This is a genomic window from Amorphus orientalis (genome assembly GCF_030814015.1).
In the GTDB taxonomy this organism is placed as follows: Bacteria; Pseudomonadota; Alphaproteobacteria; order Rhizobiales; family Amorphaceae; genus Amorphus; species Amorphus orientalis.
Genome location: NZ_JAUSUL010000002.1, coordinates 400,107 through 423,528, shown reverse-complemented (window position 1 = coordinate 423,528; position 23,422 = coordinate 400,107). Strand labels below are relative to the sequence as shown.

Sequence of the window (23,422 nt, the reverse complement as noted above, 5' to 3'; positions counted from 1 at the left end):
CGGCAACACGGCCCCTTACTAATACCCCTTGGCGGCCCGATCTGTGCATGCACCACGCTGCCGCATTGCCCCCACCCCGTTATCATTTGCCGGTTCGGGCGCGGGTTCCGGTTCGAACACCACGGGCGTGGTTGCGCGCCGGCCTATGTTGGTGGTGTCGATGGTGTAGGTGGTGCCGTTCCTTTCGGCCGTCCGTATCTGCGGCTTTGCCATCTGTTCACCGTGAACAGATACCTGCTCGTGATAAAGCCTGTGAACGAAGCCCTTCGCGCGATTTCGCGGTCGGAGGCCGTGGGTGGGGCTTATGCCGCTTCAGCCCGCGCATATCGGAACGCCCCTGACGCAGACACAGTCAGGATGAAGGGTACCCCGACAAGCTGGCTCTCATCTGAGACCTCGCCAAGTCCGACTGCATAGCAAACCAGGTCAAGCTCCCGCTGCCCGTCGTCCTGGATAGATGAGGATGGGGACTCGACCGCGATCTCGTGGCGATAGTGCTCGCCCCCGATTTCGAAAGTCAGACGTAGCATTTTACTGCCCCCTTCGCTGTGGATGCACGCGTCTGCGACAGTAGCCCTATGGCTTCCACGCGGGATGCTGGGGGGCGTCACCGCCGGTTCTGCGGCGACAGCATTGTCGTTGGCCGGTGCCGGTGCTGGTGTGGGCTTGCCGGCCTTAGGGCGATAGCCGGTTGGCGGGTCGCAGTCGTACAGTTCCTCGGCAATCCATTTGTCCAGCCGCTTGCGGACCGTGCCCTTTGACTCAGAATCTTCCCGCCATGCCTTGGCGGCGGTAACCATGGCATCATGGAGATCCGGAGACGGATTCATTTTGACGTAGGCAGCCCGGGCTTTCGCCTTATCCTGCCGGTACCCATAGGCGCGCCAGACCGCTTCGAAGCTATCCCCCGCGGCTTCATCACCCGCCGGCGCCGCCAAGGCGCCCGGCGCGGTGGTGGGCGAAGCCGCCGCGGGGTCTGGTCCCCCTTCCTGTGTACCCGGGTCTAGTGACCGGGTCACAGTAAGGGGGTCTTTGTTCGGGGATTCACGAACGCTAGTGGCTGTAGTGTTCGGGGCAGCCCGAACAGTTGTGTTCGGATATCCCCGAATGCAAATTTCCCCACCCGTAGAGTTCTGATCCCCCCGAACACTAGGAACGTCGCCCCAGACCGGAACGTAGCGGCTCGCAGCCCGGCCGCTGCCCTTCTGCTGGGTGAGGTAGCCCCACTCCACCAGGTCAGCCAAGGCACTGTGGACGTCCCCGATATAGAGCCCCCTTCCGAACGGATCGCGCTCCTTCAGACACGCAACGATATGGCGAACACTTGCAAGCGCGTCACCATACCCTGAATGGAAATAGTCAAGTATAAATCCGTACACCAGGGAATGCTTACGACCCGCCCGTCGATCAAAAGGCAGGCGGGACAGCAACATGAACTTTAGCGCTAAACTTTCCGGCTCCAGAAAAACCTTTTTAGGTGGATCTGCACTTGACTTTTGAGTCATCTTATCTTACATTCCAGCATGTGATTTGCAAAATTTTGCCCGCGCCGATGTTTCGGTCGCGGGCTTTTTTGGGGCTGGCCAGCTTCGCCTAATCGGACCTTAGGAAGCCACCCGAACAGCCGCCTCCTCTTGCCCAGAAACCCAGGCGAGCATGGTTGATTTCCGCGCGCAGATCAGGGAACCGACGCGGAAGACGGGCAAGCCACCCTTTGCTGCGAAGTAATAGATCGAACGACGATCAAATCCTGTGAAGCTGGCGATTTCGTCAGCGCCCTTCAAAAGGTCGTCGGCGAGTGGCCGGTTGTCGTTTGCATGCTGCATGGGTCCCCCTCAAAAAAGCGCTTGACATGTTTGGATCGAGTCAGGTAGATTTGATTTTGCCGTATTGTGATTCCCGTAACATAAATTGATGAAAAAGTCAACCCCGTTAAGATTCTGACGGGTGTGTTGCAACGATTCCGAGTCTCGAATAACCATGGCAGATGGCCACGGTTAGAAAACGATCCCTCCCCTCCGGAAACACTGTTTGGCAGGTCGACTATCGCGATGGCGCCGGCAAGCGCCGATCAAAGCAGTTCCGCTTGAAGCGGGACGCCGACGCCCACCTCGTCAAGGTCGGCGGCGAGGTCGCAAGGGGCACGCACGTAGCCGACTCCGCCTCGGTAACAGTGTCCGAAGCATGTGAGCGCTGGCTGGAACGCGCTGAAGCTGATGGCCTGGAGCGCTCCACGATTGCCGCCTATCGCCAGCATGTAGCCATACACATCGTGCCTAACATCGGCGCGACTAAGCTGTCCCGACTCAACGGCCCGGCCGTGCAAGCCTTTGCCGACGATCTGGCCAAGACGCGCTCGCGCGCCATGACGAAACGCGTTGTCGGCTCGCTCGGCCGGGCCATTGCAGAAGCCCAGCGCCTCGGACTAGCGGCGACGAACCCGGTGCGCGATGTCCGCATCCGAATGCCCAAGCGCGATACTGCCCGTCTTGAAATGCCGACCAAGGATGAGATCCGAGCGATCCTGAAGGCGGCAATCGGCAAACACCGCCCCATCATCTACACCGCGACCTTTACCGGGCTTCGCTCTTCAGAGCTGCGCGGTCTTCAATGGCGCGACATCGACTTGAAGGCGGGCACCCTCACTGTAGCGCGAAGGGCCGACACCTATGGGGTCATCGGCCCACCCAAGTCCGCCGCCGGCTACCGGGACATCCCGCTCACGCCGACCGTCGTATCGCTACTGGAAGGATGGCGCGACGATTGCCCCAAGGGCGACCTCGGCCTCGTGTTCCCCAACGGCGCCGGGAACATCGAAAGCCACCGGAACATACTGAGCCGCGTCTTCTGGCCAATCCAGATCGCAGCCGGTGTATTCGACCTGGTCGACGACACCGACCAGAACGGCCACACCACCAAGGTTCCACGCGCGCGCTACGGCCTGCACGCACTACGTCATGCGGCCGCTGCACTGTTCATCGAGCAGGGCTTCCCGCCCAAGCGCGTGCAGGCCCTTATGGGGCACTCATCTATCCAAATGACGTTCGATACCTACGGGTACCTCTTCCCTTCGCCTGACGATGACAGGGGCGCCATGAAGGCGCTGGAGGACCGGCTGCTTTCCGATTGATTTCAACTCATTCGCAAACCGTCGACGCAACAAAATTGCAACACGGATTCCATTATATAAACAATATCAACGTCTTATATAGACACTAAGCGGAATCATAATCCGCGTGTCGGGGGTTCAAGTCCCTCCTCCGCTACCACCGCTTGAACCCTATCTTTGGATACCCCCCGCCCGCCCGTTCAGTATCGCCAGGGCCGGCGGCTGACATCGACCAAGTGGCGGATGGCGGCCCCCAGCTCCTCGTCCGAGACGGTTTCGGGAAGCTCCACCGTATGGTCGCCCCTGAGCGGTCCAAACCCGCCACGGCCCTCATACCTCAGCGGCCGCAGGCTGATGATGCCATCCTTCAAGAGGAGGCCCACTTCGCCGACGCCGCTGTAGAGCGCGCCGTGCGTCTTCACCCCAGCCCGTGCCTTGAACCGATCCAGAAGTTCCTTGTCCGATAGGTTCTTCGAATATGCGTCGACCCGATCCCGGTCCGGGTGATCCGGACCAATGAATCGGCTGGCCAGCAGCGCTTCGCGCGCAACGGCCCCCAGAGCCAAGTCGTCCAGATCCGGCGGATGATCACCATCGATCCCATCGGGATCGAGCATACCGGCTCCGTAGACGGCCTAAGAATGAATCCGATAGAATTTCTTGAAGGCGGTAATGGCGGCCGCTTTGTATTCTTTACGAAGAGGCGGGTTGACCGGCTTGCGCAACGTCATCTGACGGACGTGACCTCCATCTCGATGCCGAGACCCTCGGCATAAGCCCAGGCTCGATTAAGTTCGTCAGTCCGCCCGACGGTTTCGCAATCGCCCACTCAGTATCGCCAGGGCCGGCGGCTGACGTCGACCAGGTGGCGGATGGCGGCCCCCAGTTCCTCGTCCGAGACGGTTTCGGGAAGCTCCACCGTATGGTCGCCCCTGAGCGGTCCAAACCCGCCCCGACCCTCGTACCTCTTCGGTCTCAAGTTAATGATGCCATTCTTGAGTATGAGGCCCACTTCGCCGACTCCGCTGTAGAGCGCCCCATGCGTCTTCACACCGGCCCGGGCCTTGAGCCGTTCGAGCAGCCGTTCGCTGTTCTCGCGGCTCCAGAACGCATGAACCCGGTCCCAGTCGGGATGATCGGGGCCGATGAAGCGGCTGGCCAGCAGCGCTTCCCGCGCAACCGCCCCGAGAGCCGCATCGTCCAGGTCCGGCGGGTGATCGGCATCGATGCCGTCCGGATCCAGTTTCGAGGCCCCGAACACGGCCCACGAATGGATCCGGTAGAACTTCGTAAAGGCGGTGACGCAGGCTTCTTTGCTCACTTCGGGGGGCGGCGCGCTGTGCTGACTTCAATCTGTCATCGGACGAACGTCACCTCCATCTCGATGCCCAGGCTTTCGGCATAGGCCCGGGCGCGGTTGATCGCGCCAGCTCGGCCCATCGTCCCGGACTGCCCGCTCAGTATCGCCAGGGCCGGCGGCTGACATCGACCAGGTGGCGGATGGCGGCCCCCAGCTCCTCGTCCGAGACGGTTTCGGGAAGCTCCACGGTCTTGGCGCCCCTTAGGTGGCCGAACCCACCCCGGCCCTCATATCTCAACGGCCTCAGGCTGATGATGCCATCCTCCAAGATGAGGCGCACTTCGCCGACGCCGGTGTAGAGCGCGCTGTGCGTCTTCACCCCGGCCCGCGCCTTGAACCGATCGAGAAGCTCCTTGTTGGACAGGTTTTTCCAATACGCATCGATTCGCTCCCGGTCCGGGTGATCCGGGCCGATGAAGCGGCTCGCCAGCAGCGCTTCCCGCGCCGCGGCGCCGAGGCTCGAATCGTCCAGATCCGGCGGATGGTCGGCATCTATTCCATCGGGGTCGAGCATATGTGCCCCCCACACTGCCCACGAGTGAATCCGATAGAATTTCTTGAAGGCGGTAATGGCGGCCGCTTTGTATTCTCTCCGAAGAGGCGGGTTGACCGGCTTGCGCAACGTCATCGGACGAACGTCACCTCCATCTCGATGCCCAGGCTTTCGGCATAGGCCCGGGCGCGGTTGATCGCGCCAGCTCGGCCCATCGTCCCTGACTGCCCGCTCAGTATCGCCAGGGCCGGCGGCTGACATCGACCAAGTGGCGGATGGCGGCCCCCAGCTCCGCGTCCGAAACGGTTTCGGGAAGCTCCGTGGGGTCGACACCGTTCAATGAGCCAAACCCACCGCGTCCCTGATACTTCCCTGGAAGCAGCCTGATATTGCCATCCTTCAGCGTCAGACTGACTTCGCCCACGCCGCTGTAGAGTGCCTGTTGGGTCTTTACTCCAGCACGAGCCTTTAAACGTTCCTCATCGGATCGAGCAGCCTCCGGCGTTACTGAGGCCCTCACGCGACCCCAGTCGGGATGATCGGGGCCGATGAAGCGGCTGGCCAGCAGCGCTTCGCGCGCGGCCGCCCCGAGAGCCGCATCGTCCAGATCCGGTGGATGGTCGCCATCGATTCCATCGGGGTCGAGCAGACAGGCCCGAAAGACCGCCCAGGAGTGGATCCGATAGAATTTCTTGAAGGCGGTGACGCTGGCCTCTTTCCGCTCTTCGGGGGGTGGCGCACTGCGCTGACTTCGATCTTTCATCGGACAAACGTCACCTCCATCTCGATGCCGAGGCTCTCGGCATAGGCCCGGGCGCGATTGATCTCTTTTATTTGTTCATGAGAAGTACCAACGGGTACAGCTAGTTTAAGTGTAATTGATTCAATCTGAGCAACTCGAATCTCGTATCTCCCAACTCTGTGGCGATCGAAAGCATACGCCTTATCGATGTAGCCCTTCATCGCTACGAAAATTCTTCGCGGTTGACGCACATAGCTTAGCGCTCTCGTGTCAAGTGTCTTCGCGCTGGTTGCGAGGCCTTTTGATTCATCAAAAAAGTCAAACGTCTTGAAGTTCGGCGCGCGCTCTGCGATCCACTCGCCGAGATCGCCCCGCGTCGCCAGATGCTGCTCCCAGGGGTGGCCCTGCTGCCTGATCCCCCTGCCCCATTGGATGCCTGGATTGTCGATCCGTCGCCAATCCGCGTGCGGAGACACGGCGCGTGCCCGCCGCGCACGGGCCAACAGGCTGGCGCCGACCGCCTCGTCTCCCAGATCCGTCCGACGCCCGAGGCGTCGCATAAGCCGGGTCGTCAGCCCCTTGGCCGCGGTCCGCGCCGACAGGGCCGTGGCCAGTCCGTAGAGGGCGGCCGACGTGCGGACGTAGCTGCGTTCGCGATGGGCCTCCTCGACATCCGCCCGCGTGGCAAGGCCGCGGCGATAGGCCCGGTCGAGTTCGGCCGGACGCGCCTCCAGCGCACCGACATAGGCGACGAGGCCCTCCGCCAGCGCCGGCGCATCGCGCAGCGCCCTGCTAAGTCCGCGCGCCCAGGCGCCGGCTGCCCCGAGCAGCGCGTCGCGGCGGGCGACCTCACCGTCATCGAGGCCGACGAGCGCGTCCCTGACGACGAGGGCGGCGAGTTCCGCGGCGTCGGCGCCAACCTCCGCAAGCTCGGCCAAGGCGTCGAGCAGCGCCCAGAGATCGTCCACCGACGGCAGGAAATCGGACGCGAAGTCGATGGCCGCGTCGAAGGCGCCTTCGAGGATCGCCCGGTCGATCGCCCGGCCGTAGCTGCCGTCGATCGTCGGACGCCATTCCGGCTCGTCGGCGAGCACCGGTTCGGCCACGCATCGGCAGTTGTAGGCCTCGCCCGGATGCCCGCCTTCCGGCGGCTCGTCCCAGAAGAAGACCCGGTCGTCGCGGACGGCATGGCCAGGCCGCACCAGCGCGTCGTCGCGGCTTCGCCAGACATAGCGGTCGATCCCGAGCGCCTGCTGTCGCTCGGCATTGATCCGACTGGTGAACCGCAGCGCGATGTCGTCTTCCAGGACCTGCAGCGCCGCCGGCCGGCGCTCGGCCCCGCCCTGCGGGTCCCCCAGTAGAAGCGGGGCGCGCCGGTCCCATTCGGCGAGCGCCTCCGCCCGCGGCTCGGTTATGTCGGGAAGATCACGCGGAGAAAGATCGAGCGCGCGCAGTGTCGAAAGCAGCATCCGGCCGTTGGCCCGGGCGTCGGCATTCAGGCGCGCAGCGAACCGAGCCCGCTTGGAGCTGCGATCCGCCCTCTTCGTGGCCGGCACCGACCTTCCGGCCGCACGCGGATCGAAGCGGATCGCCGCCATCTCCATCCGCAGACCCAGCAGCTCCCGATCATCCGCGCGCATCGCCGCTCCATGCTCCGTTGACCGAACGAAGTATGCGGGCGTCGGAGGATGGGGGGATTAGTTGGCCCGGTGCCCGGCGGGCCGTCGGCCGAACCGTACCCGGGCCGAAGACCGGACGATCAGCCGTGGGCGCGGCCAAGGTGTTGTCATCACTCGTCTGTTTCCTTGGTGGGCCCACGACGGATCGCCTCGGCATCCGCAGGGACAGGTCCCGGAGCGGCCGCCTCTGCGCGGGGATAAGCTGTCACCATTCGCCGCGACCCAGGTTGCACCGGGGGGGTATTTCGCTCGCGCGCTGGAACGCGACCAGATGGACGCGCGCAGGGAACACGGACATGTGCAAACGCCGTTACCGGCAAGTGAGGCCATACTTGCCGGAGACATCTTCAGCGGGGAATGCTCAGATGACGCAGACTTCACGGAAACGGGCGCGCGACTTCGACCAGCGCATCCTGGAGATCTTCGACGGCTACGTGCACGGCAAGATATCCAAGCGCGCGTTCATCATGCAGGCCGGCCAGTACGCCGCGGCGGGCGTGACCGGCGCGATGATCCTGGAGCAGCTCAAGCCGAACTACGCGCTCGCCCAACAGGTTGCGCCGGACGACCCGTCGATCACGACCGAGATCATCGAATACGAAAGCCCGGAAGGCCACGGCACGATCCGCGCGCTGATGGCGCGGCCGGCCGACGCGGAAGGCCCATTGCCGGCGGTCTTGGTCGTGCACGAGAACCGTGGCCTCAACCCGTATATCGAGGATGTGGTCCGTCGCACCGCCAAGGCGGGATATCTCGCGCTCGGACCCGACGGCCTGACCCCACTGGGCGGCTATCCCGGCAATGACGACGAGGGGCGCGAGATGCAGCGCCAGCTCGACGGCGCCAGGCTGATGGAGGACTTCTTCGCCGCGTTCGAATTCCTGCGTGATCACGACCAGTCCACAGGCAGGGTCGGTTGCGTCGGTTTCTGCTATGGCGGCGGCGTCTGCAACTCGCTGGCCGTTGCGTATCCGGACCTCGCGGCCTCCGTCCCGTTCTACGGCCGGCAGCCAGCCGTAGAGGACGTTCCGGCGATCGAAGCCCCGCTGATGATCCACTATGCCGGGCTGGACGACCGCATCAATGCGGGCTGGGAGGCGTACGGTGCAGCGCTCGAAGAGAACGGAAAAGAGTTCTCGGTCCACTTCTATCCCGACGTGAATCACGGCTTCCACAACGACACCACGCCTCGGTACGATGAGGAGGCCGCGCAGCTTGCGTGGGAACGGACGCTCGCATTTTTTGATACGCATCTGAGGGAGTGAAGCCCCCCAGCGGCCCTATCGCATCGACCGGCCTCGCCGTCGTCGAGGCCGGCGAGCCCGTCCTTTACGGCGAAGCCACTCCGCCCGCGGCATGGCACCGGGAGATCGCGGAGCGGTGGCGCAGGAACGGCTCAGTTCCCATCTCTTCCCGAGGCCCGGACTTACCGTCCTCCGGGACAACAGATTGGAGACGTTCAGGAGCTGTAGCGATGCAGCAACGGACTGCGTTCAGGTGTTGCCGGAGAGCAATCGGAGTTGCCGCGATTCTGTGCCTCACCTCCCCGGCGGCGCTCGGCGACACCGAAACCGCAGATGTCGTGCCCTGCACCATCTCCGCCTGGTCGAAGGACGACCGTCCACACGGGTTGACCGTGCACGAAGGGCCTGGGATCGGCACTCCTGTCCTCGCAACCCTGCCGCCATCGAAGCGGTTCGACGGCAGCCCGATCGGAACAGAGGTGTCGATTGCCGGATCGAGGAATGGCTGGTTTCTGATCCGGGAGGCTGTCGTCGTGGACTACTACAGAAGCGATCCGTCGACGGTGGTCTTCGAGGGACGTGGATGGGTTAACGGCGACAAGCTCGCGCTTCTTCTCAACCATCGCACGCTTTACGCGAAGCCGTCCGCCAATGCCGAGGAAGTCGCCGACCTTTACAGTGCCTCTGCCAGATCGGGCCCGGACGGGTTCGTCGTCGATCGGCTTCATGCCTGCACCGGGTCGTGGGTTGACGTCGAAGGGCAGTTCTTCGGCGCAAAGCTGCGCGGCTGGTCCGTCGGCACCTGTTCCAATCAGGTGACGACCTGCCCCTGACAGTCCCCTTGTGGGGCCTCGGCGGTCAGGACCGCACCGCGGCCGATCGCAGAGACCGCATCGTCTTCATCGCGCAGCGTCACATCGGCGACCCCGACGCTACGGCCGGCCTTCAGCCGGCCCTCCGTGCCCCACTACAGCAGTTCGTCGGCAAGGCCCGAGATCGCCGCGCGGTAGTCGCTGACGAGGGTGCGGCAGAGATCGGCGGCACCCGGCACCGTGTCGATCGACCCCACGCCCTGCCCGGCCGACCAGACCGTCTTCCAGGCCCGCGCTTCGTTGGTCATGTCGAGGGTACCGTGCGGCGGCAGGTTATCCGGATTTAGGCCGGCTTCGACGATGCTCTGGCGCAGGAAGCTCGCCGGCACGCCGGAGATGTTGGGCGTATAGACGATGTCGGCCGCCTTCGCGCCCACCACCATCTCCTTGTGGCGGTCGTCGACGATGGCTTCGCGGGTCGCCAGGAACCGTGTCCCGAGATAGGCGAGATCCGCTCCCATCAACCGCGCCGCGGCCACCTGGCTGCCGGTGCTGATCGCCCCGGACAGCACGATCGTGCCGGAGAAGATCGACCGGATTTCGGGGATCAGCGCGAACGGGCTGAGGACACCCGCATGGCCGCCGGCGCCGGCGCACACGGCGATGATCCCGTCGACGCCCGCCTCCACCGCCTTCTGCGCATGGCGGACGTTGACCACGTCGTGAAAGACCAGGCCGCCATAGGAATGGACCGCGTCCACCACGTCCTTCACCGCGCCGAGCGACGTGATCACCAGCGGCACTTTGTGGCGCACGACCTCCTCCAGGTCGTCTTCAACCCTTGGGTTGGAGCGATGCACGATCAGATTGACGCCGTAGGGAGCCGCACCCGGCACGTCGGCAAGCCGCTGTTCGATCTCGTCCAGCCAGTCGGAAAGCCCTTCCGTCGTGCGCTGGTTGAGGGCCGGAAAGGTTCCCAGCAGGCCCGAGCGGCACACCTCCACGACAAGATCCGGACCGGACGTCAGGAACATCGGCGCGGCGATGACAGGGGCGCTCAGCCTGCCTCGTAGGGCGTCCGGTAGCGGCATCGGTCAGCTTTCCTTCTTCGTGTCAAACGCAGGCTGGGCACCCGGCAGGCGGCAATCTGCCGGGTAACGAGGTCAGGCCGCCTTTCGACCCCTGGCACTGCAGATCCCGCAGCATGGCCGGCCGTCCCGGGGCGCCAGTCCCGGGCGTCCGAACCGCTCCATGCCGCTTCCGCCGCGTGCGTCGGCCGCGTCCCTAATAGATTCAATCGCGCGCGACTTCCGGCTCAACCAAGGCGAGGCGTCTGGAGAGGGCTTTGGCAACGGGATGCTCCGCTCAATCCTTGTCACACGCTCAAGAGAGACTCATGAGGAAATGCCGGTCAATCGCCGATCCCGGGGCCCGCTTTGACGTACCACGCTGGTGGATGACCTCTCCTTCGGCGCGCATTGACTGAATAGTTATATTCCATAATCATTTCGGCCATCGGTTCGCACATCTGATTGGGAGGAAGTGATGGCGTTACTTCGATACTTCGCCAGAATGACCGGAATGGCCCTGGCGGTCTCGGCTCTCGGCTCCCCGGCCGCGGCACAGAATGACGGTTCGCGCTGGCTCACACCGACCATGATCCAGGCCCGGGCCCACATGTTCGACCCGGCGCTCAACTATCTGACCTTCCAGCACATGGATCAGATGTTTGCGACGCGGACCGTCGAGGCGGGTCCCGATACCTGGGAGCTGCCGAGCGAGCCGGTCTCGCTGGAGGGTCGGTACACGATCAACGGCGAGGAGATGGATCTGGAGGCCGCGCTGGAGGCGACGGCCACCAACGCCCTCGTCGTGGTCAAGGACGGGAAGATCGTCTTCGAGGAGTATCGCAACGGCAGTGATGCCGACACGCGGTTCATCACCTTCTCCGTCGCCAAGTCCTACGTGTCGACGCTGGTCGGCCTGGCGCTCGCCGACGGGGCGATCGACAGCCTCGATGACCCGGTGACGAAATATCTCCCGGAGATGGAGGGCAGCGGCTACGACGGCACGACCATCCGTGACCTGCTGCGCATGCGCTCCGGGGTCGACTGGCTCGAGGTCTACAAGTTCGGCAGCGAGACCCAGCTCACCACGGTCCACGACAATTCGCTCGTCGGCTACAAGTACCGCTGGTGCGACTATGCCGCCGATGAATCGCGGCCCGGCGCCCACGAACCGGGCGAGGTCTTCAACTATGCGACACTCGACACCAGCGTCCTCGGCTGCATCGTTGAGAAGGCGGTCGGCAAGCCCGGCGCCGAGTACATGTCCGAAAAGCTCTGGAAGCCGGCCGGGATGGAGAGCGACGCCTACTGGATCATGGACGGTCCGGAATCGGTGGGCCGCGAATTCTACGGGGCAGGCCTGAACGCAACCGCGCGCGACCATGCCCGTTTCGGACTGATGTTCCTGAACGGCGGCAAGGCGAACGGGAAGCAGGTCGTGCCGGCCGACTGGGTCGAGGACGCCACCGTCCCCGACGAAGGGTACGAGCCCACGGCCGAAGGTGAAGATCTCGGCTACCAGTATCAGTGGTGGACCTTCACCGACAGCGACGTCTACGCCGCGCTGGGCCTTCACCATCAGTACATCTATATCGACCCCGCCAACGAACTGGTCATCGTGAAGGCGAGCTACACGGCCGAGCCCGTCGGTCGGGATGCGGAGAACGAGGAACTGTTCCGCCAGATCACGGACAAGCTGACGGACTGAGAGCGGCGGCGGAGCGCGGCTTCCGCGCGTCCGCCGTGTCCATACGCGGCCGGTTCCCGGTATGGCGCTTCCGCTCCGCGCCGGGAACCGGCATTTGAGCCCGGATCGGAATGCCCGTGACCGACGCCCCCCAGAAGCACGACGACCACGCCAGATCCGATGGCGCCGGCGCGACGACCGCCGCCCATCCGCTCGATGGCCATCTCGGCTTCATTCTGAGGCGGGCACAGCTCGGTGTCTTTCAGGAGCTGACCGGAATCTTTGGTGCTTACGACCTCCGGCCGGCGCAGTTTGCGGTGCTCAAGGTGATCGAGGCCCGCCCCGGCATCAGCCAGTCGGAGGCGGCCGAGTCGATCTCGGTCAAGACCACCAACTTCGCCACGTTGATCGCGCAGATGGAGGCGAGAGACCTGGTGCGACGCGAAACGTCGCCCACCGACCGGCGCGGACGCATGCTGTTTCTGACGCCTGGAGGCCAGACAATCTGCCGGGACGTGACCGCGCTGTGGGCCGACTACGAACGGCGCCTGACGGAACGGCTCGGCGGCGACGACGCCCGCGCGGCCCTGGTTGCCATGCTCAAAGCGCTCGACGCCGATACCCCATCCTGACATCAAGACCCTATGGCGGCGGGTGACGATCCGTTGTTGGCGCATCGACCAGACGCTCAATCCCGGAGCGTCACGCAGTGTCAATTTTAGATGACATATGCTGTGTAAGGATGATAAAACACATCCATGCTCAGCGAACCGGCCCCTCTCCTCGTCGTCCTGGCTCAACCGCGCGGTTTCTGCGCCGGCGTGAACCGGGCGATTGAAATCGTCGAGCGCGCGCTCAGCCATTACGGGGCGCCGGTCTATGTCCGCCATCAGATCGTTCACAACCACCACGTGGTCGAGGGGCTGCGCGCCCGCGGTGCGGTGTTCGTCGACGAGATCGACGAGATCCCCGACGGCGGCGTCACGGTCTTCAGCGCCCACGGCGTGTCGCGCCGGGTCGAGGGCGAGGCCGCGCTCCGCGACCTCGACGTCATCGACGCGACCTGCCCGCTGGTGCGCAAGGTCCATAAGGAGGGCGCGCGCTATGCCGGCCTCGGCTACGACGTCGTCCTGATCGGCCATCGCGGCCATGCCGAGATCGACGGGACCATAGGCCGGATCGACGGCCGCCTTCATCTCATCGCCAGCCCGGCCGAGGTCGCCGACATCGAGGTCGCCGATCCGGAACGTGTGGCCTACATCACCCAGACGACTCTCAGCGTGATCGACACCCGCGACGTGATCGCGGCCCTTCGCGCACGCTTTCCGGCGGCCGTCGGGCCCGACACCCGGGACATCTGCTACGCCACCCAGAACCGGCAGAAGGCCTTGCTCGATCTGATCGAGGACGTCGATCTCCTGCTCGTGGTCGGCGCCTCCAACAGTTCCAACTCCAATCGGCTGCGCGAACTCGGCGCGCGGCACGGCGTGCCGAGCCATCTGATCGACGGTCCGGCAATGCTGGATCCGGACTGGCTGGAAGGCGTCGGAGCCGTCGGACTCACCGCCGGCGCGTCCGCGCCCGAAGCCCTGGTCCAGGACGTGGTCGCCCGTCTGGGCGACTGGCGCCGGGTCACGGTCGAAGAGCGCGACGGCGTCGAGGAAGCGGTCCAGTTCCCCCTGCCGGAGCGCCTGCGGAGCCTCGACCAGTCCGCCGCCTGACATCGTCGTAACGCGAAGGAGCCAACATGCTCGACATGCCGCATAAAGCCGATCGTCGGGATCGACACAGCGGTGCGGGCGCCGGCAAGCCGGGCTCCGGCACCAAAACCCGGCCGGCGTTTCCGTTTTCCGCCATCGTCGGTCAGGACGAACTCAAGCGCGCCCTGACGCTCGCCGCCATCGATCCCTCCATCGGCGGCGTGCTCGCCTTCGGCGATCGCGGCACCGGCAAGTCGACCACCGTGCGCTCGCTCGCCGCGCTGCTGCCCCGGATGCGGGCGGTTGCGGGCTGTCCCTATCACTGCCCCCCCGACGATCCCGCCGGCCAGTGCGAGACGTGCCTTGCCGCTGCGGACCTGCCCGCCCGCCAGGGTCCGGTTCCCGTGGTCGACCTGCCGCTCGGGGCGACCGAGGATCGGGTGGTCGGGGCGCTCGATCTGGAATGCGCCCTCGCACACGGCGAAAAGCGCTTCGAGCCGGGCCTTCTCGCCCGCGCCAACCGCGGCTTCCTCTATATCGACGAGGTCAACCTGCTCGAGGACCACATCGTCGACCTGCTGCTCGACGTGGCCGCCTCCGGCGAGAACGTGGTCGAGCGTGAAGGCCTGAGCGTCCGCCACCCGGCCCGCTTCGTGCTCGTGGGAAGCGGCAACCCGGAAGAGGGCGAACTCCGACCGCAGCTCCTCGACCGATTCGGGCTGGCCGTAGACGTCCACACCCCGACGGCGCTCGCCGACCGGATCGAGATCGTGAAGCGGCGCGACGCCTACGACCGCGCCCCCGCCGACTTCGTGGAGCACTGGGCCGCCAGGGAGCGTACGCTCCGCCGCAAGATCACCGCCGCGCGCAACCGGCTGGATGCGCTGCCGCTCACTGACGAGATCCTCGGCGAGGCGGCCACGTTCTGCATGGCGATCGGCACCGACGGGCTCCGCGCCGAACTCACCCTGGTCCGCGCCGCGCGCGCGCTCGCCGCCTTCGAGGGCAAGGACGCCGTCGCCGCCGATCATCTGCGCCGCGTCGCGCTGCCGGCCCTCCGGCACCGGCTGCGCCGCGACCCTCTCGACGAGACCGGGTCGACCGCGCGCCTCGACCGCGCACTCCAGGAGCATTTCGGGCCATGACCGACGAGGACGGCTCCGCCGACCGGGCATGGTCGGATGCGCTGCTCGCCGCCGCCATCACCGCCATAGACGGCGCCCGGTTCGGCGGCGTTGTCCTGCGGGCGCCGCACGGCCCCGTCCGCCAGAGCTGGCTCGACATCCTCACCACCCTGATGCCGGCCGGCGTTCCGGTCCGCAAGATGCCATCCCATATCGGCGACGACCGTCTGATCGGCGGTCTCGACCTGGCTGCCAGCCTGAGCGCGGGCCGCCGCGTGGCGGACCATGGCCTGCTTGCCGCCAGCCACGGCGGACTGGTCGTGGTGCCGATGGCCGAGCGTCTCGCTTCCACCACCGCCGCCCGGCTTGCGGCGGCCTTCGACACCGGCACCGTCACCGTGGCCCGGGACGGCCTCGATCTGTGCCTGCCGGCCCGCTTCGCCATGGTCGCCCTCGACGAGGGCGCAACCGACGAGGACGCCGTGCCGTCCGGTCTCCGCGACCGGCTCGCCCTTCATCTCGATCTGACGGGCGTCGATCACCGGCAGGCGGTGGCGGATCTCGACCGTCTCTCCGGGGCAGTCAGCGAAGCCCGCAGCCTGCGCACCGAGGTCACGGTCCCCGATCAAGCCCTGGAAGCCCTGTGCGCGACCGCCGCCGCCCTTGGCATCGACTCGCTGCGCCCGTCCCGGTTCGCCGTGGCCGTCGCCCGCACCCTTGCCATGCTCGACGGGCGGTCCGAGGTTTGCGAGGCCGACGTTGTCGATGCGGCCCGCCTGGTGCTGGCTCCCCGCGCAACCTGCCTTCCGGCCGACCCGGACGAAATCGACGAACCCCAGGACGGCGAGAAGCCGCCGTCGCCGGAGGATCAGGACACGGCTGAGGCCGGTCCGGACGACGACAAGATCAATCCGGAAAGCCTCGAGGACATCGTCATCGCGGCCACCGCCGCCAGCATCCCGGACAAGCTGCTGGAACGCTGGCGCACGCCGGCCGCAGGCCGCGGCGGCGACCGGGCTGGCGGGCGAACCGGCGCCGTCGCCGCCTCCCGTCGTCGGGGGCGCCCGGTCGGGGCAACCGCCGGCAGCCCCGGCGATGGCGCGCGCCTCAACCTGATCGAGACGCTGCGCGCTGCGGCTCCCTGGCAGCGCCTGCGCGCAACGCCCGACGACGCGGCGGGCCGCATCCACGTCCGCAAGAGCGATTTCCGGATCGCCCGCCACAAGCGCCCGACCGAGACCACCACGATCTTCGTGGTCGATGCGTCCGGCTCCTCCGCCCTTCATCGCTTGTCCGAAGCCAAGGGCGCCGTCGAGCTGCTGCTTGCCGAATGCTATGCACGGCGCGACCACGTCGCCCTGATCACCTTTCGCGGCACCGGCGCGGAGCTGCTGCTCCCGGCCACCCGGTCCCTGTTCCGGGCCAAGCGGAACCTCGCCGGCATGCGGGGCGGCGGCGGGACTCCGCTTGCCAGCGCGCTGCAGGTTTCGGTCGCCCTGGCCGACCAGGAACGCCGGCGCGACCGCACACCGATGGTGGTGCTGCTCACCGACGGGCGGGCGAACATCACCTTGGACGGGCGCCACGACCGGGGCGTCGCCACGGCGGACGCAACGGCCCAGGCCGCCGGCCTTCGCGCCACCGGTGTGCCGGCCCTTTTGATCGATACGGGGCCGCGGCCGGATCCGCGCGCCCGCACACTCGCCGACGCAATGACCGCCCGCTACGTTCCGATGCCGCAGGCCGGCGCCCAGGCCATGTCCGCGATCGTGCGGGGTGCCGTGGAGACGGAGCGGCACGCGCCCCACCGCGCTGCAGGGGAGCAGCGGGTGCCATGCTGACCTGGGACACCGACGGACGCCAATGGCCGAACCGGGAGACAAGCGACTTCGTGCGCGCGGGGGAGCTGAGATGGCACGTCCAGCGCATGGGGCACGGTCCCGATCTGCTGCTTCTGCACGGGACAGCCGCCTCGACCCATTCCTGGCGTGATCTCATGCCGCTGCTCGCCGCGCACTTCCGGGTGACCGCGCCCGACCTGCCCGGCCACGGCTTCACCGAAACGCTCCGGCGGAACCGGCCGACATTGCCTGCGATGGCGGCTGCGGTTCGCGACCTCCTGGAGGAGATCGGATGCCGGCCGTCGATTGTGGTGGGGCATTCGGCGGGGGCTGCGATCGCCGCCCGCCTGGTTCTCGACGGCGCGCTCAGTCCCCGTCTCCTGGTCGCGCTCAACGGCGCCTTCCTGCCCTTCCGCGGCGCGGCCGGACAGCTGTTTCCGTCGCTCGCCAGAGCTCTCGTGGCCAACCCGCTCGTCCCCCACGCCGTCGCCCTGTCGGCCGGCAGCGGGGCCGTCGCACGGATGCTCGCGGGAAGCGGTTCGACCCTCGATGCCGCGGGCCTGCGTTTCTACGGCCAGCTGTTTCGCGACCCTACCCATGTGGGTGCTGCCCTGCAGATGATGGCGAACTGGGATCTCGCGACGCTCGAACGCGACCTGCCGAAGCTGGCCGCATCCACGCTGCTTCTGGTCGGCAGCGCCGACCGCTTCGTCGATCCGATCGAGGCGCGCAAGGTCTGCCGTCTGGTTCCGCACTGCGAGCGCGTGGTCCTGCCCGGTCGCGGCCACCTCATGCACGAGGAGGATCCGGCCGGGGTGGCGGAGATCATCGTCGAACGCTCCAACGCGCTTGGAGCGCTCGAAGCGGCATGACGGCCCCGGTTCCACCTCCGGCATTTGCCACCACGGAGCGGGCCGACCGCCCGCACGCCGTGGTGATCGGCGCCGGCTTCGGCGGTCTTTCCGCCGCGATCCGGCTCGGCGCCCGCGGCTACCGGGTCACCGTGCTGGAACGCCTGGAGATGGCCGGCGGCCGCGCCTGCGTCTTCCGCCAAGACGGCTTCACCTTCGACGCCGGACCGACGATCATCACCGCCCCGTTCCTGTTCGACGAGCTCTGGGAGCTGTGCGGCCGCCGTCGCGCCGACGAAGTCGAGTTCCGGGCGATGACGCCGTTCTACCGGATCCGCTTCGACGACGGCTCCTGGTTCGACTGCAGCGACGATCCCGAGGCCATGCGGGCCGAAGTGCGCCGGTTCGCCCCGGGCGACGTGGAGGGCTACGACGCCTTCATGCACCGCAGCGAGGCGGTCTACCGGGTCGGCTTCGAACAGCTCGGCCACGTGCCTTTCGACGCGCCCTCCAGCATGGTGAAGATCGCCCCCGACCTGGTCCGGCTCGGCGGATACCGGTCGGTCTACGGCCTCGTGTCGGGCTACGTCCGCGACGAGCGCCTGCGCACGGTGCTGAGCTTCCATCCGCTCCTGATCGGCGGCAACCCGTTCCGCGCCACCGCCATCTACTGCCTGATCGCCTTCCTCGAGCGGCGCTTCGGCGTCCACTTCGCGATGGGCGGGACGGGCAAGCTCGTCGATGGGCTCGTCAAGCTCATCGAAGGCCAGAACAACCGCGTCCGCCTGAACGCGCCCGTCGCCGAGATCACCCTCGATCAGGGCCGCGCCAGCGGCGTACGGCTTGCCTCAGGCGAGACGATCGCGGCCGACATCGTCGTCTCCAACGCCGATTCCGCGACCACCTACCGCAAGCTGCTGCCTGCCTCGGCGCGGCGCCGCTGGACCAACCGCCGCATCGACAAGGCGCGCTATTCCATGAGCCTGTTCGTCTGGTATTTCGGCACCCGCCGCCAATACCCGGACGTCGACCACCACACCATCCTGATGGGTCCGCGTTATCGCGGCCTCTTGCGCGACATATTCGATCGGAAGGTCCTGGCCGACGACTTCAGCCTCTATCTGCACCGGCCGACCGCCACCGACCCCAGCCTCGCCCCGCCCGGCTCCGACGCCTTCTACGTCCTCTCTCCCGTTCCGCATATGGACGCGGGCCTCGACTGGGCGGCCCTCGCCGAACCCTACCGGCAACGGATCGAAGCCTATCTGGAGGCGACGCTGCTGCCCGGTCTGCGCCTGGAGATCGTGACCTCGCGCCTCATGACCCCGCCCGATTTCGAGAGCCGTCTGTCCTCCCACAAGGGCGCCGCATTCGGTCTCGAGCCGGTGCTGACCCAAAGCGCCTGGTTCCGTCCCCACAACCGCAGCGAAGAGGTCGATGGCCTCTATCTGGTCGGAGCCGGAACCCATCCGGGCGCCGGTCTCCCCGGGGTCCTGTCGTCCGCCCGCGTACTCGACACGGTGGTGCCCGATGCAACGACCTTCCGCTGAAAAGGCTGCTGACATCGCCGCCTGCCGGGCCACCATCAAGGGCGGTTCCAAGTCGTTCTTCGCGGCCTCCCTTTTGCTGCCGGGCCGCGTCCGCGATCCGGCCTACGCGCTCTATGCCTTCTGCCGTCTGTCCGACGACGCGGTCGACGTGGCCGGCGGGCGGACGGCGACCATCGCGCGGCTGCGGGACCGTCTTGAGCGCGCCTATGCCGGCAACCCGGTCCCCGACCCCGTCGACCGGGCGCTCGCCCGCACGGTCGACAGCTTCGCGATCCCGATCGAGCTGCCGATGGCGCTGATCGAAGGCCTCGCTTGGGACGCGGAAGGCCGGCGTTACGAGACCCTGGCCGACCTGAGCGCCTACGCCGCGCGGGTCGCCGGATCGGTGGGCGCCATGATGGCCCTCCTGATGGGCGCCCGCAGTCCGGAGCAGATCTCCCGGGCCTGCGATCTGGGCATCGCCATGCAGTTCACCAACATTGCCCGCGACGTCGGCGAGGACGCCCGCAACGGCCGGATCTACCTGCCGACCGCCTGGCTCGACGAGGCCGGCATCGACCGCGACAGGCTGCTGCGCGGCGATCCTTCCTGTGCCCGACGCCTTCAGGGGCCGCTTCAGCACCTGCTGTCCGCAGCCGACGACCTCTACGCCCGGGCCGACGCCGGGATCGCCCGCCTGCCGCTGGACTGCCAGCCGGGCATCCGCGCCGCCCGGGGGCTCTATCAGGAGATCGGCCGCGAGCTGGAGCGGCGCGGGCTCGATCCGCTTGCCGGACGCGCGGTCGTCTCCAACGCCCGAAAGGGCCGGCTTCTCGTCACCTCGCTCGCCGGCATGGGCGGACGGACAACGGTAGCCGGCGCGCCGGCACTTGCCGAAGCCGGCTTTCTCGTCGACGCGGTCCGCCCGCTCGGACCGTCTCCTGCCGCCGTCCCGCCCTGGTGGGATTTCGGCGCCCGGATCTCCGCGACCATCGACCTGTTCGACCGGCTGGAACGGCGCGAACGGGTCCGGCGAGCCGTCGGGGAATCCTGATCCCGTCGATCCGCGCCACCTGATGCGCCGTATCATCCGGACCACACACCGCACGGCACGGGAGCCGGCTGCATGACGCTCGAACCCTATCTGGTCCTCTTTGGCTTCATCGTGGCGTGCACGCTGGTGGCCTTGTCGGGGGCGCTGTTCCGGCCGGGCCCGTGGTACGAGCGAATGGCCAAACCCTCGTGGACGCCGCCGAACTACGTCTTCGGCCCGGTCTGGACGGTTCTTTACGTCATGATCGCCGTCTCGGGCTGGCTCGTCTGGCGCGCAGCCGGATTCGAGGGAGCGCCGGTCGCGTTCGCGATCTATGGGGTGCAGCTCGCCCTCAACGCGCTGTGGTCGGCGATCTTCTTCGGCATGCGGCGGCCCGGGCTCGCGATCGTGGACGTCGCCGCGCTGTGGCTCTCGATCCTCGCCACGATCGTCGCATTCTACCCCCACAGCCAGACGGCCGCGCTGCTGCTCCTGCCCTATCTCGTCTGGGTGAGCATCGCTTCGGCGCTCAACGTCGCCGTCTGGCGGCTGAACCTGCCCTCGGCCCGGGTCCGGAGCTGACGTGTCGCGATGGATCCCACCTGGCTCGCCATCGCCGAACTGATCCTTGTGCTGGGCGGCGGGCTCGCGTTCGCCGTCTGGCAGATCATGTCCATTCGGCGCCTGCGCCGGGAGACGAAGGACCGCGCCGATCGGGAGTGACTGTGGCTGCTACCAGGTGATCCGCGGCATGCGGAACGGCAGCAGAACCTTGACCCAGCCGCGGGCGAACCGGTCCAGCGACAGGCTTTCGTGCACCGCCGTCGCCATCTCACCGAGCAGCGTCGTTTCCACCAGCGACCGCGCATAAAACGGCGAATCCTCCAGCGTCCGGACCACGGCCGGATCGGTTCCCGCATCGGCGCCGATGCGGCGGCCGACCCGCCAGAGCGTGGTCGGAAGCCCGGCTACGGGCGGTGTCGGCAGCTCTTCGGGCCGTCCGTCCGCACCGAAGCGAAGAAAGGTCGAAAAGGGCTCCCCGTCGCGCGGCTCGACGTCATAGAGCACCGCGGTGCCGCGGCCGATGTGGGCGCGCGCCCAGTGCCAGCGCCGGAAGCCGGCCTCCAGCGGCTCGCTGCCCCGGTTGCTGTCGAGATAGGCGCGACCCCGCCAGCGCAGCTTCGGCCGCTCGAGATCGACCTCGATGGCCGCCGCCGGCGCCAGCGGCGCCCACACATGACGCCCCCGCGCGTCCAGCGTGAACGCCTCGTCGATCAGGGGCTCGGGACGAACCCTCACCTCGCCGCACACCGCCCTCGGCAGCGGGGCCCCGCGTTCCGCGAGCCGGTAGACCAGCGTCTCGCCGTCCCAGGAGACGGCGCTCGGCCCGACCTCGAACGTGTCCGGTGTCCGCCGGAGTGAACGGCGTCCGCGTTCGGTCATGGTCCAGCGGTTTCCCCCGTCGCCGTAGAGCGCGACGTTGAGGCAGACATGGTTTTCCGGATCGGCGCGGCCGCTCCAGGCGTAGTAGGAGGAGAACACGCTGCCGACGAAGGCGATGATCGTCAGCCCCGAGCGGCCATCGTCGCTCAGCCCGTCGAGATACCACCAGGCGTAGCCGCCGGGCGGGACCGGCCGGTCGAAGCGAAATCCTGCATCACCGCCTCCGCCGCCAGACGTCCCGAAAGCGCCGCCATCGGCACGCCCGGACCCGGATGGACGCTCCCACCCGCCAGATAGAGGCCGGAGACCCGGCTGCGGGATCCCGGCCTGCGGAACGCCGCCATCGCTCCGTGCGGCGCCCGCCCGTAGAGCGCCCCGCCGGTGTTGGGAAACATCCGCTCGTAGTCCGCCGGTGTCGTCGTCGTCCGCTCGCCCGGACCCGCGTGAAGGGTCAGGCCGCAGCGCCCCATCAGGCTTTTCGCGCGTTCGATGCATCGATCGATCTCCTCCGGGTCGAACCGCCGCCGGTCGCCATCGGGTGGTGCGTTCACGATGAAGGCCAGGCGGTCGCCTCCCTTCTCCGCTCCGGGTTCGCCGTCCGCCGGACCGCCGGACGCGTCGCGGTCCTGGGCGCAGACATAGACGGTGGGCGCTTCCGGCAGGCGCCGGTCCCGGAACACGTCGCGGAACTCCGCCTCGTAGTCGCTGGAAAAGAAGACGGTGTGCCGGGCCAGCGGAAATCCGTCCGGCACCGCGACCTCCGCCCAGGTGAGCGCCGACTGGGAGCGCTCCGCCGGCGGCACGCCCTCCACCGCGCCGCTGACCGCCTCGCCGAAAGCGCCGCCCGCGATGGCGGACACGTCCGCTGCAGAGATCACGGCGTCGGCCGCAACCTCTTCGCCGCTCTCCAGCACCACGCCGGTCGCCACCCGGCCATGGACGGCGATCCGGGCGACCGGGCTGGCGTACCGGACCACCGCGCCGCTCTCCCCGGCCAGGTCGGCCATCCCGCGGGCGAGCCGGTGCATGCCGCCGCGCACCATCCAGACGCCCGACTGCTCGACATGGGCGACCAGCATCAGCGTGGCCGGCGCCAGAAAGGGCGAGCCCCCGCAATAGGTGGCGTAGCGGCCGAACAGCTGCCTCAGCCGGGGATCGCGAAAATGCTTGCCGAGCGCCCGCCATAGGGTGGTGAACGGCTTGATCGCTGCCAGGTCGGCCGCTCCCGTGACCCCGAAGCGTCGGGTCAGACCCGCCGGCCCGGTCTGCTGGGCTCGCATGAATGTGGTGTCGAGCGCTTCGAAGATCCGGCGCGACTCGGCGCAGAAGGCGAGATAGCCCCGCGCCGCTGCCGCGCCTGCGAAATCGCCGATGGCATCGGCGGATCGCTCCCGGTCGGCAAACAGGTCCAGCCGCCCACCCTCGTCCCAGGCATGCCGGGCGAGCGTTTCCGCCGGATCCATCGGCACGCGGTCGGCGAGCGACGCGCCCGCGGCCTCGAACAGCTCCTCGAACACGGACCGCATGGTCAGCACCGTCGGCCCGGCATCGATCGGCTCACCGGCGATGCGGACCTCCCGCATTTTGCCGCCGGGCGCGTCGGCCGCGTCGAAGACGACGACCTCGACCCCTCGCGCCGCGAGATCGATCGCAGCCGCGAGGCCGGCCATTCCGGCGCCGACGATAACGACCCTGCGCTGGCGCACGC

Annotated in this window: 22 protein-coding genes and 1 pseudogene; 13 read left to right on the top strand and 10 right to left on the bottom strand. The window is 67.2% G+C overall.

Annotated elements, in window-relative coordinates:
- Window positions 1-302: 302 nt before the first annotated feature.
- Together J2S73_RS09795 and J2S73_RS09790 are read right to left on the bottom strand one after the other, a co-directional pair.
- Window positions 303-1,505, bottom strand: a complete 1,203-nt coding sequence (locus tag J2S73_RS09795; RefSeq protein WP_306885336.1) for a hypothetical protein — start codon at window positions 1,503-1,505, stop codon at window positions 303-305.
- A gap of 99 nt (window positions 1,506-1,604) precedes the next feature.
- Window positions 1,605-1,826: a MerR family transcriptional regulator gene (locus J2S73_RS09790; RefSeq protein WP_306885335.1), complete on the bottom strand. Its 222-nt coding sequence runs from the start codon at window positions 1,824-1,826 to the stop codon at window positions 1,605-1,607.
- A gap of 161 nt (window positions 1,827-1,987) precedes the next feature.
- Here J2S73_RS09790 and J2S73_RS09785 point away from each other — a divergent pair, with 161 nt between their 5' ends.
- Window positions 1,988-3,130, top strand: coding sequence for a tyrosine-type recombinase/integrase (locus J2S73_RS09785; RefSeq protein ID WP_306885334.1), 1,143 nt, complete (start codon window positions 1,988-1,990; stop codon window positions 3,128-3,130).
- A gap of 179 nt (window positions 3,131-3,309) precedes the next feature.
- On the opposite strand, the pseudogene J2S73_RS09780 reads toward J2S73_RS09785, so the two are convergent.
- From J2S73_RS09780 to J2S73_RS09760, 5 genes and pseudogenes are all read right to left on the bottom strand, one after another.
- Window positions 3,310-3,729: pseudogene (locus tag J2S73_RS09780) on the bottom strand (contact-dependent growth inhibition system immunity protein); the annotation flags it as partial.
- A 209-nt stretch (window positions 3,730-3,938) separates the two neighbouring features.
- Window positions 3,939-4,430: a contact-dependent growth inhibition system immunity protein gene (locus J2S73_RS09775; RefSeq protein WP_306885332.1), complete on the bottom strand. Its 492-nt coding sequence runs from the start codon at window positions 4,428-4,430 to the stop codon at window positions 3,939-3,941.
- A gap of 136 nt (window positions 4,431-4,566) precedes the next feature.
- Complete coding sequence (locus J2S73_RS09770; protein WP_306885331.1) at window positions 4,567-5,097, bottom strand: contact-dependent growth inhibition system immunity protein; 531 nt, start codon at window positions 5,095-5,097, stop codon at window positions 4,567-4,569.
- Window positions 5,098-5,194: 97 nt separating this feature from the next.
- Window positions 5,195-5,725: a contact-dependent growth inhibition system immunity protein gene (locus J2S73_RS09765; RefSeq protein WP_306885330.1), complete on the bottom strand. Its 531-nt coding sequence runs from the start codon at window positions 5,723-5,725 to the stop codon at window positions 5,195-5,197.
- Window positions 5,722-7,302, bottom strand: a complete 1,581-nt coding sequence (locus J2S73_RS09760; protein WP_306885329.1) for an endonuclease toxin domain-containing protein — start codon at window positions 7,300-7,302, stop codon at window positions 5,722-5,724. The genes J2S73_RS09765 and J2S73_RS09760 overlap by 4 nt, the downstream gene beginning before the upstream one ends.
- A gap of 446 nt (window positions 7,303-7,748) precedes the next feature.
- On the opposite strand from J2S73_RS09760, the gene yghX reads away from it, so the two are divergent.
- Both yghX and J2S73_RS09750 read left to right on the top strand, forming a co-directional pair.
- Window positions 7,749-8,648, top strand: coding sequence for a YghX family hydrolase (gene yghX, locus J2S73_RS09755; protein ID WP_306886293.1), 900 nt, complete (start codon window positions 7,749-7,751; stop codon window positions 8,646-8,648).
- 209 nt (window positions 8,649-8,857) lie between these two features.
- Entirely contained in the window at window positions 8,858-9,460 is a 603-nt protein-coding gene (locus tag J2S73_RS09750) for an SH3 domain-containing protein (RefSeq protein WP_306885328.1), read from the top strand.
- 134 nt (window positions 9,461-9,594) lie between these two features.
- Here the strand turns inward: J2S73_RS09750 and J2S73_RS09745 are convergent, their stop codons facing one another.
- On the bottom strand, window positions 9,595-10,530 hold the full coding sequence (locus J2S73_RS09745; protein ID WP_306885327.1) for an NAD(P)H-dependent flavin oxidoreductase: 936 nt from the start codon (window positions 10,528-10,530) through the stop codon (window positions 9,595-9,597).
- A 454-nt stretch (window positions 10,531-10,984) separates the two neighbouring features.
- On the opposite strand from J2S73_RS09745, the gene J2S73_RS09740 reads away from it, so the two are divergent.
- The 10 genes from J2S73_RS09740 to J2S73_RS09695 all read left to right on the top strand — a co-directional run bounded on the left by J2S73_RS09740 (window position 10,985) and on the right by J2S73_RS09695 (window position 20,994).
- On the top strand, window positions 10,985-12,214 hold the full coding sequence (locus J2S73_RS09740) for a serine hydrolase domain-containing protein (RefSeq protein ID WP_306885326.1): 1,230 nt from the start codon (window positions 10,985-10,987) through the stop codon (window positions 12,212-12,214).
- A gap of 116 nt (window positions 12,215-12,330) precedes the next feature.
- Window positions 12,331-12,825, top strand: a complete 495-nt coding sequence (locus J2S73_RS09735; protein WP_306885325.1) for a MarR family winged helix-turn-helix transcriptional regulator — start codon at window positions 12,331-12,333, stop codon at window positions 12,823-12,825.
- 126 nt (window positions 12,826-12,951) lie between these two features.
- Window positions 12,952-13,914, top strand: a complete 963-nt coding sequence (gene ispH, locus J2S73_RS09730) for a 4-hydroxy-3-methylbut-2-enyl diphosphate reductase (RefSeq protein ID WP_306885324.1) — start codon at window positions 12,952-12,954, stop codon at window positions 13,912-13,914.
- Between the two features lie 35 nt (window positions 13,915-13,949).
- A complete protein-coding gene (gene bchI, locus J2S73_RS09725) occupies window positions 13,950-15,038 on the top strand; it encodes a magnesium chelatase ATPase subunit I (protein ID WP_370874436.1) in 1,089 nt (362 codons plus the stop codon).
- Window positions 15,035-16,858: a magnesium chelatase subunit D gene (locus tag J2S73_RS09720; protein WP_306885322.1), complete on the top strand. Its 1,824-nt coding sequence runs from the start codon at window positions 15,035-15,037 to the stop codon at window positions 16,856-16,858. Before bchI ends, J2S73_RS09720 begins: the two co-directional genes overlap by 4 nt.
- Window positions 16,852-17,730: an alpha/beta fold hydrolase BchO gene (bchO, locus tag J2S73_RS09715; RefSeq protein ID WP_306885321.1), complete on the top strand. Its 879-nt coding sequence runs from the start codon at window positions 16,852-16,854 to the stop codon at window positions 17,728-17,730. Before J2S73_RS09720 ends, bchO begins: the two co-directional genes overlap by 7 nt.
- A complete protein-coding gene (locus tag J2S73_RS09710) occupies window positions 17,727-19,259 on the top strand; it encodes a phytoene desaturase (RefSeq protein ID WP_306885320.1) in 1,533 nt (510 codons plus the stop codon). Before bchO ends, J2S73_RS09710 begins: the two co-directional genes overlap by 4 nt.
- Window positions 19,240-20,292 carry a phytoene/squalene synthase family protein gene (locus J2S73_RS09705; RefSeq protein ID WP_306885319.1) on the top strand — a complete coding sequence of 351 codons (1,053 nt, stop codon included), beginning with the start codon at window positions 19,240-19,242 and terminating at the stop codon, window positions 20,290-20,292. Before J2S73_RS09710 ends, J2S73_RS09705 begins: the two co-directional genes overlap by 20 nt.
- A gap of 72 nt (window positions 20,293-20,364) precedes the next feature.
- Window positions 20,365-20,853, top strand: coding sequence for a TspO/MBR family protein (locus tag J2S73_RS09700; protein ID WP_306885318.1), 489 nt, complete (start codon window positions 20,365-20,367; stop codon window positions 20,851-20,853).
- Window positions 20,854-20,862: 9 nt separating this feature from the next.
- The gene (locus J2S73_RS09695; protein ID WP_306885317.1) at window positions 20,863-20,994 is read left to right on the top strand and encodes a hypothetical protein; all 132 of its coding nucleotides are present in this window, start codon (window positions 20,863-20,865) and stop codon (window positions 20,992-20,994) included.
- Between the two features lie 9 nt (window positions 20,995-21,003).
- Here J2S73_RS09695 and J2S73_RS09690 read toward each other — a convergent pair whose 3' ends face one another.
- Window positions 21,004-21,864: a carotenoid 1,2-hydratase family protein gene (locus J2S73_RS09690; RefSeq protein WP_503128577.1), complete on the bottom strand. Its 861-nt coding sequence runs from the start codon at window positions 21,862-21,864 to the stop codon at window positions 21,004-21,006.
- Window positions 21,861-23,420 carry a 1-hydroxycarotenoid 3,4-desaturase CrtD gene (gene crtD, locus J2S73_RS09685; RefSeq protein WP_306885315.1) on the bottom strand — a complete coding sequence of 520 codons (1,560 nt, stop codon included), beginning with the start codon at window positions 23,418-23,420 and terminating at the stop codon, window positions 21,861-21,863. Before crtD ends, J2S73_RS09690 begins: the two co-directional genes overlap by 4 nt.
- Window positions 23,421-23,422: the final 2 nt, after the last annotated feature.

What these genes read in the sequence shown, in the direction of transcription:
- bchI (WP_370874436.1), top strand. Translation starts at nt 13,950, where the DNA reads ATGCCGCATAAAGCCGATCGTCGGGATCGACACAGCGGTGCGGGCGCC.
- ispH (WP_306885324.1), top strand. Translation starts at nt 12,952, where the DNA reads ATGCTCAGCGAACCGGCCCCTCTCCTCGTCGTCCTGGCTCAACCGCGC.
- J2S73_RS09790 (WP_306885335.1), bottom strand. Translation starts at nt 1,826, where the DNA reads ATGCAGCATGCAAACGACAACCGGCCACTCGCCGACGACCTTTTGAAG.
- J2S73_RS09745 (WP_306885327.1), bottom strand. Translation starts at nt 10,530, where the DNA reads ATGCCGCTACCGGACGCCCTACGAGGCAGGCTGAGCGCCCCTGTCATC.
- J2S73_RS09760 (WP_306885329.1), bottom strand. Translation starts at nt 7,302, where the DNA reads ATGGCGGCGATCCGCTTCGATCCGCGTGCGGCCGGAAGGTCGGTGCCG.
- J2S73_RS09785 (WP_306885334.1), top strand. Translation starts at nt 1,988, where the DNA reads ATGGCCACGGTTAGAAAACGATCCCTCCCCTCCGGAAACACTGTTTGG.
- J2S73_RS09770 (WP_306885331.1), bottom strand. Translation starts at nt 5,097, where the DNA reads ATGACGTTGCGCAAGCCGGTCAACCCGCCTCTTCGGAGAGAATACAAA.
- J2S73_RS09695 (WP_306885317.1), top strand. Translation starts at nt 20,863, where the DNA reads ATGGATCCCACCTGGCTCGCCATCGCCGAACTGATCCTTGTGCTGGGC.
- bchO (WP_306885321.1), top strand. Translation starts at nt 16,852, where the DNA reads ATGCTGACCTGGGACACCGACGGACGCCAATGGCCGAACCGGGAGACA.
- J2S73_RS09750 (WP_306885328.1), top strand. Translation starts at nt 8,858, where the DNA reads ATGCAGCAACGGACTGCGTTCAGGTGTTGCCGGAGAGCAATCGGAGTT.
- J2S73_RS09765 (WP_306885330.1), bottom strand. Translation starts at nt 5,725, where the DNA reads ATGAAAGATCGAAGTCAGCGCAGTGCGCCACCCCCCGAAGAGCGGAAA.
- J2S73_RS09795 (WP_306885336.1), bottom strand. Translation starts at nt 1,505, where the DNA reads ATGACTCAAAAGTCAAGTGCAGATCCACCTAAAAAGGTTTTTCTGGAG.
- J2S73_RS09720 (WP_306885322.1), top strand. Translation starts at nt 15,035, where the DNA reads ATGACCGACGAGGACGGCTCCGCCGACCGGGCATGGTCGGATGCGCTG.
- yghX (WP_306886293.1), top strand. Translation starts at nt 7,749, where the DNA reads ATGACGCAGACTTCACGGAAACGGGCGCGCGACTTCGACCAGCGCATC.
- J2S73_RS09740 (WP_306885326.1), top strand. Translation starts at nt 10,985, where the DNA reads ATGGCGTTACTTCGATACTTCGCCAGAATGACCGGAATGGCCCTGGCG.
- J2S73_RS09710 (WP_306885320.1), top strand. Translation starts at nt 17,727, where the DNA reads ATGACGGCCCCGGTTCCACCTCCGGCATTTGCCACCACGGAGCGGGCC.
- J2S73_RS09700 (WP_306885318.1), top strand. Translation starts at nt 20,365, where the DNA reads ATGACGCTCGAACCCTATCTGGTCCTCTTTGGCTTCATCGTGGCGTGC.
- J2S73_RS09705 (WP_306885319.1), top strand. Translation starts at nt 19,240, where the DNA reads ATGCAACGACCTTCCGCTGAAAAGGCTGCTGACATCGCCGCCTGCCGG.